This window comes from Streptomyces sp. (assembly GCF_035644915.1).
Taxonomy (GTDB): Bacteria; Actinomycetota; Actinomycetes; order Streptomycetales; family Streptomycetaceae; genus Streptomyces.
The window spans coordinates 23123-38682 of sequence record NZ_DASQNP010000078.1 but is presented as its reverse complement, the minus strand read 5'-3'; the positions used below and the strand labels follow the sequence as shown (position 1 = coordinate 38682).

Genomic DNA, 15560 nt, shown 5'->3' with positions numbered 1-15560 from the left:
CCCGGGCCCCCGCGCCGGCGGCGGGCGGTGCGGAAGCCGGCGGGCGCGCGTCCGTCCCGGCCGCGCCCGCCCCGGGCGGCGTCAGCGACCGCGCAGCCGTTCCAGCTCGCGCCGCTCCCGCTTGGTCGGCCGGCCGGCGCCGCGCTCGCGCCGGGCGACCGGGGCGGCGTACTCGCGCGGCGGCGGGGGCGGGCTGTTGTCGACGAAGCACTCCGCCGCCACCGCCGCCCCGACCCGCTTGCGCACCAGGCGCTTGACGATCACGATCCTCTCCCGGCCCAGGTGGCGCAGTCGCACCTCGTCCCCGGGGCGCACCGGCTGGGCCGGCTTCGCGCGTTCGCCGTTGATGCGGACATGGCCGCCGCGGCAGGCGGCGGCGGCCGTCGAACGTGTCTTGGTGAGCCGTACGGACCAGATCCAGCTGTCGACCCGCACGCTCCCCTCGTCTGCAGCCATACCCCGACTCTAGAGGAGGACCGCCGCCCGCCGCGCCCGGTGTTCCGGGTGCGATGCGGCCCGTCCCCGGCGGGATCTTCACGCTTCCCTGGAAATCTTCACGCTTCGCCCGTGCAATGGAGGGCCGGACGCACGGAGCGCGGCGGAGGGGCCGGTGCAGAAAACCGGGACGCGGGGGCTTGACGTGCGGCGCTGACGGGAGGAAGGTCGGGCAACGGGTTTGGGAGCGCTCCCATGGGTCGTCGGGCCGACCTTCGACGGAGCGTTCCGCCACGTTGCTCACGTCAGGAGCCAGGACACGTGCACAGACGGAGAAGAGGAGTGGCCGTCGGCGCCGGGGCCGTCGCCGTGCTGACGCTGCTCGCCGCCCCCTCCGGGGCGGCCGGTGCCGCCGACGCCCCCGGACCGGCGGCCGGAGGAGGACGACCGGGGCAGACGCGCCTGTACGTGCCGCCCGCCAACCCGGACGCGCACGAGCAGATCAGGGCGCTGGTCCGGGCGGGGGAGCACGAGGACGCCGCCGGCATCGCCCGGATGGTCGCGACGCCCCAGGCCGTCTGGTTCGACGGCAAGGGCGACGACGGCCGCGTCCGGCACGAGGTCCGCCGCGTCGTGAGGGACGCGGCGCGCGAGCACGCCCTGCCGGTGCTGGCCCTCTACAACGTCCCCGGACGCGACTGCTCGCAGTACTCCGCGGGAGGCGCCGCCGACACCGCCGAGTACAAGGCGTGGATCGACGAGGTCGCCGCGGGCATCGGCGAGCGGAGGGCGCTGGTCGTCCTCGAACCCGACTCCCTCGCCCTGCTGCCCTCCGACTGCGGCCAGGACGACGCCGAGGGCACCCTGACGGCCGCCCGCTACGAGGAGGTCGGCCACGCCGTCGACACCCTCACCGCCCTGCCCGGCACGACCGTCTACCTCGACGCCGGCCACAGCAACTGGCACAGCGTCAACTCCATCGTGCCGCGGCTGGTCGAGGCGGGAGTCGCCAGGACCCGGGGTTTCTACCTCAACGCCTCCAACTACCGGACCGACGACGAACTGGCCCGGTACGGCCGGCTGGTCTCCGGCTGCCTGGAGTACACCCTGGGCGGCGGCGACCCGGCCTCCTGCCCGAACCAGTGGTGGGACGAGGACGACGCCCGGGCGTGGCTGGCGGAGCACGTCACCGCCGACCCGGCCGACCAGCCCCACTTCGTCACCGACACCAGCCGCAACGGCCGGGGCCCCTGGTACCCGGACACCGACCAGTACCCCGACCCGCAGGACTGGTGCAACCCGCCGGACCGCGGCCTCGGCGAGCGGCCGACCACCCGCACCGGCGACCCGCTGCACGACGCCCGCCTGTGGATCAAGATCCCCGGCGAGTCGGACGGCGAGTGCCTGCGCGGCACCGAGGGACCGGAGGACCCCGCGCGCGGCACGGTCGACCCGCCGGCCGGCGAGTGGTTCCCGGAGCAGGCACTGGAGCTGGTGCGCAACGCGGAGCCGCCGCTGCGCCCGTGACCCCGACCACCCGTCCGGGACTCACCGCGCCTGGAGTCCCGGCCGGGGACACCCGGTTCGGCGGCGCGATGAGGGCGTGCCGCCGAACCGGTTCCACGTCCGGCCCCGGTGTCTCCTCCGCCGGGGCCGGACGGCCGACTCCAGCCCCGTCCGGAGCCGTGCGAGAAGCGCAGACCCGTCCGGACCGGCCCGGCGGCCGTGGGCCGGGCCGGTGGAGACCCCGGGCCGCAAGTTTCCGCCCCCACCGGAAGGACGAGACCGTGACCAGACGGACGACGAAAGGGACCACCGGACGGACCGTGATGCGGGACAGGCTGCGGCGGCTCACCACAGGCGCCGCCGTGAGCCTCATGGTCGCGTGCAGCCTGAACAGCGCGCCCACGACGGCGTCGGCCGAGGCGCCGCCCGCCTACGAGGACCCGACGCTGCCGGTGGACGACCGCGTCGAGGACCTGCTGTCCCGGATGACGCTCGACGACAAGATCGGCCAGATGACCCAGGTCGACCGCGGCGCGCTGAACCCGCCGTCGGACCTGGCGACCTACCGCATCGGCTCCGTCCTCTCCGGCGGGGGCTCCGTCCCCACCCCCAACACCCCCCAGGCGTGGGCGGAGATGTACGACTCCTTCCAGCGCATCGCGCTCTCCGCCCCGCTGGGCATCCCCATGATCTACGGCGTGGACGCCGTGCACGGCCACAACAACGTGCGGGGCGCCACGATCTTCCCGCACAACATCGGGCTAGGGGCCACCCGCGACCCCGACCTGGTGCGGCGGATCGGACGGGCCACCGCCGAGGAGGTCTCCGGCACCGGCGTCGACTGGACCTTCGCGCCCTGCCTGTGCGTGGCGCGCAACGACCGCTGGGGACGCACCTACGAGTCCTTCGGCGAGAAGCCCGAGCTGCCCGGCGCGATGACCACGCTGATCGAGGGCCTCCAGGGCGCCTCGCTCGGCGCGCCCGGCTCGATCCTGGCCACCGCCAAGCACTACCTCGGCGACGGCGGCACCACCGGGGGCGACGACCAGGGCGACACCGAGCTGAGCGAGGCCGAGCTGCGCGCGGTCCACCTGCCGCCGTTCCGGGAGGCGGTGGAGCGGGGCGTGGGCTCCGTGATGGTCTCCTACAGCAGTTGGAACGGCGTCAAGATGCACGGCCACCGCTACCTGATCACCGATGTCCTCAAGGGCGAGCTGGGCTTCACCGGCTTCGTGGTCTCCGACTGGGCGGGCATCGACCAGCTCGACGGCCGGGAGGGCTTCACCGCCACCGAGGTCCGGGACGCGGTCAACGCCGGCATCGACATGGTCATGGTGCCGCACGACTACCGCAGGTTCATCGAGCTGCTGCGCGGCGAGGTCCGGGCCGGACGGGTGCCGATGGCGCGCATCGACGACGCCAACCGCCGCATCCTGGCCAAGAAGTTCGAACTGGGACTCTTCGAGAACCCCTACACCGACCGCTCCTACACCTCCACCGTCGGCTCCGCCGCCCACCGGCAACTGGCCCGCGAGGCGGTGCGCGCCTCCCAGGTGCTGCTGAAGAACTCCGGGGGCGTACTGCCGCTGAGCAAGTCGGCGAAGGTCTTCGTGGCCGGCAAGAACGCCGACGACATCGGCAACCAGAGCGGCGGCTGGACCATCACCTGGCAGGGGAGGAGCGGGAACATCACCCCGGGCACGACCATCCTCCAGGGCATGCGCTCGGTGGCGTCCGACCCGTCGAGGGTGACCTACGACCGCCACGGCAACGGCATCGACGGCTCCTACGACGTGGCCGTGGCCGTCGTCGGCGAGACCCCGTACGCGGAGATGGAGGGCGACCGGCCCGGGGCGATGGGCCTGGACCAGGAGGACCTGGCCACCCTCTCCCGGCTGCGGGCCTCCGGGGTGCCGGTCGTGGTCGTCCTCGTCTCGGGACGGCCGCTGGACATCGCCGACCGGCTCGGCGAGTGGGACGCGCTGCTCGCCGCCTGGCTGCCGGGCACCGAGGGCGCCGGGGTGGCCGACGTGCTCTACGGCGACCACGCGCCGACGGGCCGGCTGCCGATGACCTGGATGCGGTCGGCGAGCCAGCAGCCGATCAACGACGGCGACGGCAAGGAGCCGCTGTTCCCCTTCGGCCACGGGCTCACCTACGCCGACACCGGGCCGGGGGACCCGGACGCCCCCGACGGCCCCGGGCAGGCGCGGTGCACCGCCGACTACCGGATCGTCAACCAGTGGTCCGGCGGCTTCCAGGCCGAGGTGACGGTGCGCAACAACGGTGACGCGCCCCTCGACGGCTGGCGGGTGGAGTGGACGCTGCCGGGCGACCTCACGATCGACAGCGTCTGGAACGGCACGCTCACCCGCTCCGGGAACTCCGTCTCCGTCACCGGCACCGGCTGGAGCGCGCGGGTGGCTCCCCGGGCCTCGGCGACGTTCGGCTTCACCGCCACCGGTTCCCCCGCCGTTCCGGCCACCCTCTGCACCAGCCCCTGATCCGCCACCGTTCCCGTTCCGGTTCCGGTGCCGGGCACGGCCGGAACCGGAACGGGAGCCGCCGGTTTCCGTCCGGCGCGCCCGGGTACCGGTGCCGGGTCAGCCGAGAAGGGACGGGTGAACCATGCGGTACGACACCTTCCTTGGCCAGGTCCAGGCACGTGCCCGGCTGGACAGCACCGGCGCGGCCGAGACGGCCACCCGGGCCAGTCTGGAGACCCTCGCCGAACGCGTCCCGGCGACGGTGGCGGAGAAACTGGCCGCCCAGCTCCCACGCGAGGTGGGCGAGCACCTGCGCAGGGTGGCGCAGGCGCCCGACGAGCCGGACTCCGGCACGCGGATGAGCACCCGGGAGTTCTTCGACCGCGTCGCGCGCCGCGCCTCCACCGACCGGCCCAAGGCCATCCACGAGGCCCGGTGCGTGATCGAGGTCGTCGACGAGGCCACCGGCGGGACGTGCTCGGCGAAGATCCGCCCCTCCCTGGACGGGGAGCTGGCCCGGATGCTTTTCTCGGGCAGCTCGGGGCACGCGTGACCGCGGGCGGTGACGACCACCGGCCCGGTGCTCCGGCGGCGGCCGGGGCACCCGCACGACGACCCCTGAGACGGTGACCGTGTTCGTCTTCTTCTCCAACCGGACCGGATGCCTCGGCTCCCTGCTGGTCAGCCTGGCCGGTACGGCCGTCCTGCTGCTGGTCCTGTACTCCTGCCAGCGGACCTGACGGCCCGGACGACCCCCGGAAAGCCCCGGCGGCCCGGCGGCTCAGGCCGGCGGCGCGGACGGCAGCGGCTCGCCGCACCGTTCGCAGGCGACGACACCCGCCCGCTCGTTCATCCGGCCGCACGCCGGACACACCCGGTCCAGCAGGCACGGCGGCTCGCCACCGCCGTCCCCGGCGGGAGCGAGTCCTCCGGCCGGCACCCGCTCCCCGGCCGACGCACGGCCGCGGACGGCCAGCCCGGGCCGCCGCCGGTGGACGGTCAGGTAGACCAGCCCCTCCGGACCCGCCCGCAGGGCCCGCCGCGAGGTGCGCGGCAGCCACACCACGGCCTTGGGCGCGAGCGCCTGCCGGCCGCCCGCACCGTCCTCGATCTCCCCGCCGCCGTCGACCACGAGCAGCAGGACGTCCAGATCGTTCTCGACGTGCTCGCCGACGGACGCCCCCGGAGGCAGCCGCACCAGGTTGGCGTCGAGCTGCCGGTCCCGTTCGGTCAGCCGCCACAGAGCACCGCCCTGGTCCCGGGACGCCTGGGCGGCGCAGTCGTCGAGGTCGGTCAGGATGCGAGGGGTCTGAGGGGACACCGGTTACCTCCCGGGCGGGTGCGAGCAGCCCCGATCCTACGGCGGCGCGCCCCCGCCCCCTTCCCGCCGCGTTCCGGTCGCGCACCGGGGAGGGCGGGGACGGCGCGGGGGACCGGCAGGGGCGGCCTAGGCTTGGTGCCCGCGATGAGGAACAGACGCGCGGTACCGCCCTCCCCCCTGCCCCAGCGACACGGCATAGACCCGGTCCGCCTCAGGCTGCCCGCCACCGGCCCCTGGACGACCGTCCGGGAGCACCTGGTCGACCGGCTGTCCGCGGTGGCCCCCGCACTGGTCGACGCCATGCTGCGCGAGGGCCGGGTCTGGGGCGTGGACGGGCCGGTCGCCCCCGACGCCCCGTACGTGCCGGGCGCGTACCTGTGGTTCCACCGGGAGCTGGTCCCGGAGGTGCCGGTGCCGTACGCCGTGGAGGTGCTGTACCGCGACGACACCCTGGTCGTCGCGGACAAGCCGCACTTCCTGGCCACCACGCCGCGCGGCCGGCACGTGACCGAGACCGCGCTGGCGCGGCTGCGCCGGGACCTGGGGCTGCCCGCGCTCAGCCCGGCCCACCGGCTGGACCGGCTCACCGCGGGCGTGGTGATGTTCACCGTCCGCCCGGAGCACCGCGCGGCCTACCAGAACCTCTTCCGGGACCGGCTGGTGCGCAAGGAGTACGAGGCCGTCGCGCCGTACGACCCGGAGCTGGAGCTGCCCCGCACGGTGCGCAACCGGATCGTCAAGGAGCGCGGGACCATGGCCGCCCGGGAGGTGCCGGGGGAGCCCAACAGCGAGAGCCGGATCGAGCTCCTGGAGCACCGCGGCGGACTCGGCCGCTACCGGCTGGTGCCGCTCACCGGCCGCACCCACCAGCTCCGCCTGCACATGAGCGGCCTGGGCGTCCCCATCCTGGGCGACCCGCTCTACCCCCGCCTCGTCGAGCGCGCCCCGGACGACTTCCGCCGCCCCCTGCAACTGCTCGCCAGGACGCTGGAGTTCACCGACCCGCTCACCGGCCGCGTCCGCCGCTTCACCAGCCGCCGCACGCTGGCGGCCTGGACCTCCCACCGGGACCGGGCCGGGGAGGGGACCGCGTAGGGCCGTCCCGCCGGTCCGGCGGGCCGGGCCGGGGTCACCGGACCGGCGGGGCGCCCACGGCCCGGCGCAGGTGGCGCGCGGTGACCGAGACCGCGTCCGGGGTGCGCAGCAGCTCCCCGGGAGGGCCCTGGAAGACGACCCGCCCGCCGCGGCGCCCCGGCCCCGGGCCCAGGTCGACGATCCAGTCCGCGCGGGCCATCACCTCCAGGTTGTGCTCGATGACGACGACCGTGCCGCCGGCCTCGACCAGCCGGTCGAACAGGGCGAGCAGGCCGGCCGTGTCCGAGGGGTGCAGGCCGGTGGTGGGCTCGTCGAAGACGTAGGTGCGGTCGTGCCGGTCGAGCTCGTCGGCGAGCCTCAGCCGCTGGCGCTCCCCGCCCGAGAGGGTGTTCAGCGGCTGCCCCAGCGACAGGTAGTCCAGCCCGACGTCCACCAGCCGCCGCAGCACCCCGCCGATGCGGGGCTCGGGGAAGACCTCCACGGCCTCCCGCGCGCTGAGCTCGAACACGTCGCCGATGGAGAGCCCGCGGCAGCGGTACCGCAGGACCTCGTCGGTGAACCGGCGGCCCCGGCACTCCTCGCACAGGCTCACCATCGGGTCCAGGAACGCCAGGTCGGTGTAGACCACCCCCAGGCCGTCGCACCGTCCGCACGCGCCCTCGGAGTTGGGGCTGAACAGCGAGGCGCTCACCCCGTTCTCGGCGGCGAACAGGGCGCGGATGGGGTCCAGGATTCCGGTGTAGGTGGCCGGACTGGAACGCCGGGAGGCGCGGATCGGGCTCTGGTCGACCAGGACGGCGTCCGGGCACACCCGCGGCAGGAAGCCGTGCACCAGCGTGCTCTTGCCCGACCCGGCGACCCCGGTCACCACCGTCAGCACCCCCAGGGGGATGTCCGCGTCCACGCCGCGCAGGTTGTTCCGGGTGGCGCCGCGGATCTCCGCGAAGCCCCTCGGCGTGCGGGGTGCGTCCTTGAGCCGGGGCCGGCTCCCCAGATGGACGCCGGTGGGGGTGCCGGCGGCGGCCAGACCGGCCACGTCGCCCTGGTAGACGACCTCGCCGCCGTTCTGCCCGGCGCCGGGGCCCATGTCGACGACGTGGTCGGCGGCCGCGATCACGTCCGGGTCGTGCTCGACGACCACGACGGTGTTCCCCTTGTCCCGCAGGTCCCGCAGCATCCCGACGAGCTGGGCCACGTCCGCCGGGTGCAGGCCGACGCTGGGCTCGTCCAGGACGTAGGTCATGTCGGTCAGACTGCTGCCCAGGTGGCGGACCATCTTCACCCGCTGGGACTCCCCGCCGGACAGCGTCGAGGTGGGCCGGTCCATGGTGAGGTAGCCGAGCCCGATCGCGACCAGCCGCTCCACCTGGGCGAGCAGCGAGGCGACCACCGGCGCGCTGTCGGACACCTCCAGGCCGCGCAGGAACTCCGCCAGCTCCCCGGCCTCCAGCGCCGCGCACTCGGCGATGGTGCGCCCGCCCAGCCGGCAGGACAGGGCCTCGGGGGAGAGCCGGGCGCCGTCGCACTTCGGGCAGGTCTCCTCGGTGACCACCCGCTCGAACGCCTCCCGGGTGCGGCCCCTGAGCGACTCGGCGTCCTTGGGCAGCCAGATCCGGGTGAAGCGCTCCAGCAGCCCCTCGTACTTCGCCGGCACCGGTCCGCCCTGGCTGGGCAGGCGCACGGTCGCGTCGGCGCCGTGGAGGAACGCCTCCCACTCCTCGGGGGTGTAGTCGGCCAGCGGCTTGTCGTTGTCGAACAGCCCGGAGTCGGCGTAGGTGCGCCACATCCACCCGCCGACGTGGAAGGTGGGGAACCGGATGGCGCCCTCGTTGAGCGAGAGGCGGCGGTCGAGGAGCTCGTCCAGGTCGATGCCGCGCACCGTGCCCAGGCCCGCGCACCTCGGGCACATGCCCTGCGGGTCGTTGAAGGAGAACGCGTTGGAGTAGCCCACGAACGGCCGGCCCGCCCGCGACCACAGCAGACGCATCAGGGAGTAGATGTCGGTGACGGTGCCGACGGTGGAGCGCGCCCCGCCGCCCAGCCGCCTCTGGTCCACCACGATCGCGGCGGACAGGTTCTCGATGGAGTCCGCGTCGGGCTGGCCGTAGCGGGGCAGCCGGTTGCGCACGAAGGAGGTGAAGGTCTCGTTGAGCTGCCGCTGCGACTCGGCGGCGATGGTGTCGAACACCAGCGACGACTTGCCCGACCCGGACACGCCGGTGACGACCGTGAGGCGCCGCTTGGGGATCGCGACGGTGACGCCCTTGAGGTTGTGCTCGCGGGCTCCGGTGACGCGGATGTGGTCCTGTGCCATGCCGCCGACGCTAGGAGGGGATGCGGCCGGATTCCGGCCGCATCTCCTGGCAGTCTCAAAGGCGTGAACGGAACGACGGACGGCGCGGGCGGGCCGAGCGGGCGGATGCTGGAACTCCTCTCCCTGCTCCAGAGCGGACGCGCCTGGCCGGGCACCGAGCTGGCCGCCCGCCTGGGCACCTCGCCGCGCACCCTGCGGCGGGACATCGGCCGCCTGCGCGACCTGGGGTACCCGGTGGTCTCCTCGCCCGGCCCGGGCGGCAGCTACCGGCTGGTGGCGGGCCGGGCCATGCCGCCGCTGCTGCTCACCGACGAGGAGGCGGTGGCCGTCGTGGTGGGCCTGCGGCTCGCCGCGTCGGCGCAGGCCCACCACGACGGCGGCGCGGCGGAGGCCGCCCTGCGCAAGCTGGAGCAGGTGCTCCCCTCCCGGCTGCGGCACCGGATGGAGGCGGTGCTGGCCTCCACCGAGATCGCCTCCCGCGCCGCGCCCGCACCGGACCTGCGCACCCTCCACCTGCTGGGCACGGCCGCGCACCACCGTCAGGACGTGCGGTTCACGTACACCAGCCGGAGCGGCGAGCGCAGCGAGCGGCGGGTCGAGCCCTACCGCCAGGTGCTGCTGGGCAGGCGCTGGTACCTGCTCGGCTGGGACCTGGACCGCCGGGACTGGCGCACCTTCCGCATCGACCGGATCGCGGAACCGGCCGTGCCGGGCACCACCTTCACCCCGCGCGACCTGCCGCCGGACGGCGCGGTGGGCTTCGTCCAGGCGTCCGCCCGGCTCCCCATCAGCCGGCACCGGGGCGTGGTGCGCTTCGACGCCCCGGTCGAGGTCGTCTCCGAACGGCTGGTGGCGGAGGCGGGGTCGCTGGAGGCGCTCGACGAGCGCACCTGCCGCTACGTCACGGTCGCCGACTCCTGGGAGTGGCTGGCCATCACGCTCGCCATGGTCGGGGTGCCCTACACCGTCGAGGGGCCGCCCGAGCTGATCGAGTACTCCCGGGAACTCGCCCGGCGCATTGCCCGTGCGGCGGGCGGGTGACGCGGACCCCATGCCCGCGGGACCGCCGGGGTACCCGGGAAGCACGGACGGGGGGCGAACCGGCGGAAGGACTGCGGATGAGCCGTGACGGGACGGGACGGGCCGTGCTCTTCGACGTGGACGGCACCCTGGTGGACAGCACCTACCTCCACACCGTGGCCTGGTGGGAGGCGCTGCGGCAGGCGGGCCGCCGGGTGCCGATGGCCCTGATCCACCGGACCATCGGCATGGGCAGCGACCAGCTCCTGGCCCGCCTGCTGGGCGAGGACCACGACCCGGAGGAGGCCGCGTCCGTCAGCGCCGCCCACCGGACCCTGTACGCCGAGTACTGGCCGCGCCTGGCCCCGCTGGACGGCGCCGCCGAGCTGCTGCGGGCCTGCGCCGACCGCGGCTGGACGGTCGTCCTGGCCAGCTCCGCGCACGGCGACGAGCTGGAGGCGATGCGGCGGGCGGTGGGCGCGGACGAGGCGGTGACCGCCGCGACCAGCTCCGACGACGTGGAGGCCAGCAAACCGGCGCCCGACCTGGTGACCTCCGCGCTCTCCCGCGCGGGGGTCGGTGCGGACCGGGCCGTCTTCGTGGGCGACACCGTGTGGGACGTCGCCGCGTGCGAGCGGGCGGGCGTGCCCTGCCTGGGCGTGCTCTCCGGCGGCATCACCCGGCAGGAGCTGCTGGAGGCGGGGGCGGTGGCGGTCTACGAGAACCCCGCCGATCTGCTGGCCCGCCTCGACGACAGCCCGCTGGGCCGCCCGCCCGGTGAGGGGTGAGCCGCGGGGGCATGCCGGGGCCCGGCCCGCTCGCGGCGGCCCGGCGTCAGGACGGCAGTGGCTCCGCGTCCTCGAGCGGCACCGCGTAGCCGGGGACGGACGGCCAGCGGACCGTCAGGACCACCGACTCCTCCTCCGCGTACCAGGAGTGGTCGACCCCGCGTCCCCACACCACGTAGTCGCCCTGCCGCTCCAGCACGACGTCGCGGCCGGGGAACTCCATGCGGAAGCGGCCGCTGATCAGCACCAGCAGGGCCGTCCGCCGCTCACCGCGCACCCACCGCGCCCGCCGGTCGCCGCGCGGGTGGACACCCCACTTGATCTCCACGTCCTCGCTGTGCCGGGGGTCGCCGGGGTCCTTGAAGTGTCCGAGGAGCCAGCCCCGGTCCAGGGCCGCGTCCTTGCCCGCGTTGCCCACGTACACGCCGTCGTCCATGCCCGTGGACGCTAGCAGCCGGGGGCGGCGGCGCGTCCGGCGCCCCTGCCCCGCGCGCCGGCCGGGAGCGGCGCACCGGACCGCTGCCGCAGCAGGCCGGCGAAGGCCGCCGCCGCGCCGGCCAGGGGGACGCGGGAGAACACCGTCACCTCACGGCGCCAGGGCGGGTCCAGGCGCGCGGTGGCGCAGTCCACGCCCGCGGTGAGGTGGGCGGGAACCAGCGTGATCCCCGTGCCCGCCGCGGCCATCCGGAGCGCGGTCGAGGTGTGCTCGGTGCGCACCGCCGTACGGGGGGTGAACCCGGCCTTCTCACAGGCGACGTCCAACAGGAGGCGGCCGTCGACCAGGGGTTCCATGGCGCACCGCACCCATGGCCGTCCGGCGAGTTCGGCCAGTGCCACCGTCCGGCGCCCGGCCAGCGGGTCGCCGCGCGGCACGACCAGGACGATCTCCTCCTCGCCCACGCCCACCACCGGTCCCCGCCAGCCCCTGGGCCGGTAGCCGACGGCCAGGTCGGCGACGCCGCGCTCCAGGCGGTCGCGCAGCTCCTCCACGGTGGCGTACTCGTGCAGCACGAGCCGTACGCCGCCGTGCTCGCGGCTCCAGTCGGCGAAGACTTCCGGCAGCAGCCCGACGGCGATCGCGTGCACGGTCGCCACGTGCAGCTCCCCGCCCGTCGCGCCTGCCGCGGCCCGTGCCGCCCGGCGGGCCTGCGCGGCGCTGTGGACGGCGCGTTCGGCGTGCGGCAGGAAGGCGCGGCCCATCGGCGTCAGCCGCACCCCGCGCGGCAGCCGCTCCAGCAGGGCGCCGCCGGTCTCCCGCTCCAGGGCCCTGATCTGGTGCGACAGCGCCGACTGCGTGACGTGCAGCAGCTCGGCGGCGCGGGTGAAGGAGGACTCCTCCACGACCGTGAGGAAGTACTCCATCTGGCGGAGGCTCATGCTCCGGCCCTCCCCGGTGAGGCCATGCCGCCATGAGGGAAATTCATGGCTCCGAGAAGATTATTGCCTTGGACTTCATGCTTCGATCCGCCGGAGGGTGGGGGCATGAACGAGACGGACGTGATCGTCATCGGCGGCGGCACGGGCGGCTACAGCACCGCCCTGCGCGCCGCCGCCCTCGGGCTCGGCGTCGTCCTCGCGGAACGCGACCTGGTCGGTGGCACGTGCCTGCACCGCGGCTGCGTCCCCAGCAAGGCGATGCTGCACGCGGCCGAACTGGTGGACGGCATCGCCGAGGCGCGCGAGCGGTGGGGTGTGAAGGCCACCGTGGACGGTGTCGACTGGGCCGCGCTGACGGCGACCCGCGACGGCATCGTCTCCCGCAACCACCAGGGCGTGGAGGGGCACCTGTCGCGTGCGGGCGTGCGCGTGGTGCGCGGCAGCGCCGAGCTGACCGGGGCGCGCACCGTCCGGGTGGGGCGGGAGGAGTTCTCCGCGCGCCGGGGCGTCGTCCTGGCCACGGGCTCCCGACCTCGCACGCTCCCGGGCCTGGAACCCGATGGCGAGCGGATCGTGACCAGCGACGAGGCGCTGTTCGTGCCCGGCCCGCCCGGCTCGGTCCTGGTGCTGGGAGGAGGCGCCATCGGGGTGGAGTACGCCTCCCTCCACCGCTCCCTCGGAGCCGGGGTCACCGTCGTCGAGGCGGCCGACCGGCTGCTTCCGCAGGAGGACGCCGACGTCGGCCGCCACCTGGCCCGGGGGTTGAAGAGACGCGGCATCGAGGTGCTGACGGGCGCCCGGTTGCTGGACGCCGGCGTGTACGACGGGGGTGTGCGCGCCGTCGTCCGCACCGCCCGCGGGGAGACCGTGACCCTGGAGGCGGAGCGGCTGCTGGTCGCGGTCGGCCGCGTCCCGGTCACCGACGGGCTGAACCCGGCCGCCGCCGGGCTCGCCGCCGACGACCGCGGCTTCGTCGCCCCGGCCGACTGGACGCGTCTGGAGACCGCCGCCCCCGGCATCCACGTCGTCGGCGACCTGCTGCCGCCGCCGTCACCCGCCCTGGCGCACGCCTCCTTCGCCGAGGGGCTGCTCGTCGCCGAGACCCTGGCGGGCCTGACACCGCCCGCCCTGGACCACGCGGCCGTCCCGCGCGTGACGTACTCCAGCCCGCAGACCGCGTCGGTGGGCCTGACCGAGGAGCAGGCACGCGCCCGCGGCGTCACCCCGGTGACCAACACGGTGCCGCTGACCGCCGTCGCCAAGGGCCTGGTGCACGGGCAGGGCGGGATGGTCAAGGTCGTCGCCGAGCCCTCCGGCCCGGTGCTGGGCGTGCACCTGGTGGGACCGCACGTCTCGGAGTTGATCGCGGAGGGCCAGCTCATCGTCGGCTGGGACGCGGAGCCGGCCGACGTGGCCCGCCACATCCACGCCCACCCCACCCTCTCGGAGGCGGTCGGCGAGGCGTTCCTGACGCTGGCGGGCCGCGGCCTCCACCAGTGGTGAGACCCGTGGGGCCCCGGCCGTCGGCGCGCGGTCAGCTCCCGTCGCCGAGGGAGACCCAGGTGCCGCTCCCGGCGGAGGCGGCCATGGCGTCCAGCGCGGTGGCGCTGCGGACGGCGTCCGCCAGGGTGGCGCCGTACGGCTTCCCCTCGGCGACGGACCGCAGGAAGAGGTACGCCTCGATGACCTTCAGGTCGTCGTAGCCCATGGCGACGGCCGAGCCGGGCTGGAACGCGGCGTAGTGGCCGTGGCCCGGGCCGACGTACACGGTGCTGACGGACTGGTCCTGGTAGGTGCTCCCCGTGCTGACACCCAGCTCGTTCATGCGGCGGAAGTCCCAGAACACCGCGCCCCTGGTGCCGTGGATCTCGAAGCCGTAGTTGTTCTGCTCGCCGACGGAGACCCGGCTGGCCTCCAGGACGCCCCGCGCGCCGCAGGAGAAGCGCAGCAGGCAGGAGACGTAGTCCTCGTTCTCCACCGGCCCCATCTCCCCGCCGGTGGCGCGGGCGTGGCCGGAGGTGGCGCCGGTGGGGCGGGCCCGCCGGGCCAGGAAGATCGCGGTGTCGGCGGTGAGGGAATCGATCTCGCCCACCAGGTGACGGGCCAGGTCCACGCCGTGCGAGGCCAGGTCGCCCAGCACGCCGCTGCCGCCGCGCTCGCGCTCGTACCGCCAGGTCAGCGCGGACTCGGGGTGCGCGGCGTAGTCGCTGAACAGCCGGATGCGCACATGGGTGACGGTGCCCAGCTCACCGGAGGCGATCATCTCGCGGGCGGCGGACACGGCGGGCGCGTGGCGGTAGTTGAAGCCGACCGCGCCCTGGAGCCCGGCCTCCGCGAGGGCGTCGGCGACCGCCCGCGCGTCGGCGGTGGTGAGCCCGACGGGCTTCTCGATCCAGATGTGCTTGCCGGCCCGGGCCATGGCGACGCCGATCTCGCGGTGCAGGAAGTTCGGGGCGGTGATGCTCACCACCCGCACCCGCGGATCGGCGGCGACCTCCCGCCAGTCGCGGACCGCGGTGGCGAACCCGTAGCGCTCGGCGGCCTCCTCCGCCCGGCCGGGGACCTCGTCCGCGACCGAGACCAGCTCCGGCCGCACGCCGAGCTCCGGGAAGTGGTGTCCCAGACGGGCGTAGGCCTGGGTGTGGGCGCGTCCCATCCAGCCGAACCCGACCACCGCGACGCCGGTCACCGCTTTGCCCATGGTGTTTCCCGTTCTCTCCGAGGACCGTTTGGACCGGTGGTCCACATCGCGTCCGCAACTCTGGTTCTCGCGCTTGACGTGTGTCAACACCTCCGTGGCAGGCCGTGGCCCATGGTGGGCGGCCGTGGGAACGGTCCGGCGCGCCCCGCCCCGCCGCGATCCGCGTCCGCAACGGCATCGCCTGCGTCGGGGCCCTGACCGCCGCCGCCGAACGCGGCCTGGAGGCGCCCCGCGACCCCTCCGTCGTCGGCCGCGACAACACCTCCCCCGCGCCTGGCCACCGGTGGCTGACCATCGTCGGCAACGCCGGCCACGACGCCGGCCCCGCCCTGGAGCCGCCGCGGCACCACGCCGCCGCCGGGGCAGGGGCGCCCGTCGCGGGCGGGGCGCTCCGCGGTCCTGCGTCGATCGGGTGGAGATGGCGGCGCGATGGCGGGTCGCGCACCGTGGCCTCCCCGGCGACGCATGTCTGATATGCACAATTTCTTAAGAATTGTCACAGAGGTTCCGCGGAGGT

General features: G+C 75.0%; 14 protein-coding genes. 8 read left to right on the top strand and 6 right to left on the bottom strand.

Annotated features, from left to right (window positions below; all coding sequences use genetic code 11):
- Positions 1-81: 81 nt before the first annotated feature.
- Positions 82-456, bottom strand: a complete 375-nt coding sequence (locus VE546_RS08930) for an RNA-binding S4 domain-containing protein (RefSeq protein ID WP_324920422.1) — start codon at positions 454-456, stop codon at positions 82-84.
- Positions 457-756: 300 nt separating this feature from the next.
- Between VE546_RS08930 and VE546_RS08925 the strand changes: the two genes are divergently transcribed.
- The 3 genes from VE546_RS08925 (at position 757) to VE546_RS08915 (ending at position 4980) form a co-directional block, all read left to right on the top strand.
- A complete protein-coding gene (locus VE546_RS08925; protein WP_324920420.1) occupies positions 757-1962 on the top strand; it encodes a glycoside hydrolase family 6 protein in 1206 nt (401 codons plus the stop codon).
- 260 nt (positions 1963-2222) lie between these two features.
- Positions 2223-4445: a glycoside hydrolase family 3 N-terminal domain-containing protein gene (locus tag VE546_RS08920; RefSeq protein ID WP_324920417.1), complete on the top strand. Its 2223-nt coding sequence runs from the start codon at positions 2223-2225 to the stop codon at positions 4443-4445.
- Positions 4446-4569: 124 nt separating this feature from the next.
- Entirely contained in the window at positions 4570-4980 is a 411-nt protein-coding gene (locus tag VE546_RS08915) for a DUF2267 domain-containing protein (protein ID WP_324920415.1), read from the top strand.
- A 228-nt stretch (positions 4981-5208) separates the two neighbouring features.
- Here VE546_RS08915 and VE546_RS08910 read toward each other — a convergent pair whose 3' ends face one another.
- On the bottom strand, positions 5209-5748 hold the full coding sequence (locus tag VE546_RS08910; protein WP_324920413.1) for a hypothetical protein: 540 nt from the start codon (positions 5746-5748) through the stop codon (positions 5209-5211).
- 144 nt (positions 5749-5892) lie between these two features.
- On the opposite strand from VE546_RS08910, the gene VE546_RS08905 reads away from it, so the two are divergent.
- Positions 5893-6843, top strand: a complete 951-nt coding sequence (locus tag VE546_RS08905) for an RluA family pseudouridine synthase (RefSeq protein WP_324920410.1) — start codon at positions 5893-5895, stop codon at positions 6841-6843.
- Positions 6844-6877: 34 nt separating this feature from the next.
- Here the strand turns inward: VE546_RS08905 and VE546_RS08900 are convergent, their stop codons facing one another.
- The gene (locus tag VE546_RS08900; protein ID WP_324920408.1) at positions 6878-9157 is read right to left on the bottom strand and encodes an excinuclease ABC subunit UvrA; all 2280 of its coding nucleotides are present in this window, start codon (positions 9155-9157) and stop codon (positions 6878-6880) included.
- Positions 9158-9262: 105 nt separating this feature from the next.
- On the opposite strand from VE546_RS08900, the gene VE546_RS08895 reads away from it, so the two are divergent.
- Both VE546_RS08895 and VE546_RS08890 read left to right on the top strand, forming a co-directional pair.
- Positions 9263-10198, top strand: coding sequence for a YafY family protein (locus VE546_RS08895; RefSeq protein ID WP_324920430.1), 936 nt, complete (start codon positions 9263-9265; stop codon positions 10196-10198).
- Between the two features lie 77 nt (positions 10199-10275).
- The gene (locus VE546_RS08890; protein WP_324920406.1) at positions 10276-10965 is read left to right on the top strand and encodes an HAD family hydrolase; all 690 of its coding nucleotides are present in this window, start codon (positions 10276-10278) and stop codon (positions 10963-10965) included.
- Between the two features lie 46 nt (positions 10966-11011).
- Here VE546_RS08890 and VE546_RS08885 read toward each other — a convergent pair whose 3' ends face one another.
- Both VE546_RS08885 and VE546_RS08880 read right to left on the bottom strand, forming a co-directional pair.
- The gene (locus VE546_RS08885) at positions 11012-11401 is read right to left on the bottom strand and encodes a signal peptidase I (RefSeq protein ID WP_324920404.1); all 390 of its coding nucleotides are present in this window, start codon (positions 11399-11401) and stop codon (positions 11012-11014) included.
- A gap of 11 nt (positions 11402-11412) precedes the next feature.
- Positions 11413-12342 carry a LysR family transcriptional regulator gene (locus tag VE546_RS08880; RefSeq protein WP_324920402.1) on the bottom strand — a complete coding sequence of 310 codons (930 nt, stop codon included), beginning with the start codon at positions 12340-12342 and terminating at the stop codon, positions 11413-11415.
- 105 nt (positions 12343-12447) lie between these two features.
- On the opposite strand from VE546_RS08880, the gene lpdA reads away from it, so the two are divergent.
- Positions 12448-13845 (top strand): dihydrolipoyl dehydrogenase, encoded by a 1398-nt coding sequence (gene lpdA, locus VE546_RS08875; RefSeq protein ID WP_324920400.1) that lies wholly within the window; start codon positions 12448-12450, stop codon positions 13843-13845.
- Positions 13846-13876: 31 nt separating this feature from the next.
- Here the strand turns inward: lpdA and VE546_RS08870 are convergent, their stop codons facing one another.
- On the bottom strand, positions 13877-15043 hold the full coding sequence (locus VE546_RS08870) for a Gfo/Idh/MocA family oxidoreductase (RefSeq protein ID WP_324920398.1): 1167 nt from the start codon (positions 15041-15043) through the stop codon (positions 13877-13879).
- Positions 15044-15123: 80 nt separating this feature from the next.
- Between VE546_RS08870 and VE546_RS08865 the strand changes: the two genes are divergently transcribed.
- Entirely contained in the window at positions 15124-15516 is a 393-nt protein-coding gene (locus tag VE546_RS08865) for a hypothetical protein (RefSeq protein ID WP_324920396.1), read from the top strand.
- Positions 15517-15560 lie beyond the last annotated feature (44 nt).

What these genes read in the sequence shown, in the direction of transcription:
- VE546_RS08930 (WP_324920422.1), bottom strand. Translation starts at nt 456, where the DNA reads ATGGCTGCAGACGAGGGGAGCGTGCGGGTCGACAGCTGGATCTGGTCC.
- VE546_RS08915 (WP_324920415.1), top strand. Translation starts at nt 4,570, where the DNA reads ATGCGGTACGACACCTTCCTTGGCCAGGTCCAGGCACGTGCCCGGCTG.
- VE546_RS08905 (WP_324920410.1), top strand. Translation starts at nt 5,893, where the DNA reads ATGAGGAACAGACGCGCGGTACCGCCCTCCCCCCTGCCCCAGCGACAC.
- VE546_RS08900 (WP_324920408.1), bottom strand. Translation starts at nt 9,157, where the DNA reads ATGGCACAGGACCACATCCGCGTCACCGGAGCCCGCGAGCACAACCTC.
- VE546_RS08895 (WP_324920430.1), top strand. Translation starts at nt 9,263, where the DNA reads ATGCTGGAACTCCTCTCCCTGCTCCAGAGCGGACGCGCCTGGCCGGGC.
- VE546_RS08890 (WP_324920406.1), top strand. Translation starts at nt 10,276, where the DNA reads ATGAGCCGTGACGGGACGGGACGGGCCGTGCTCTTCGACGTGGACGGC.
- VE546_RS08885 (WP_324920404.1), bottom strand. Translation starts at nt 11,401, where the DNA reads ATGGACGACGGCGTGTACGTGGGCAACGCGGGCAAGGACGCGGCCCTG.
- VE546_RS08880 (WP_324920402.1), bottom strand. Translation starts at nt 12,342, where the DNA reads ATGAGCCTCCGCCAGATGGAGTACTTCCTCACGGTCGTGGAGGAGTCC.
- lpdA (WP_324920400.1), top strand. Translation starts at nt 12,448, where the DNA reads ATGAACGAGACGGACGTGATCGTCATCGGCGGCGGCACGGGCGGCTAC.
- VE546_RS08870 (WP_324920398.1), bottom strand. Translation starts at nt 15,043, where the DNA reads ATGGGCAAAGCGGTGACCGGCGTCGCGGTGGTCGGGTTCGGCTGGATG.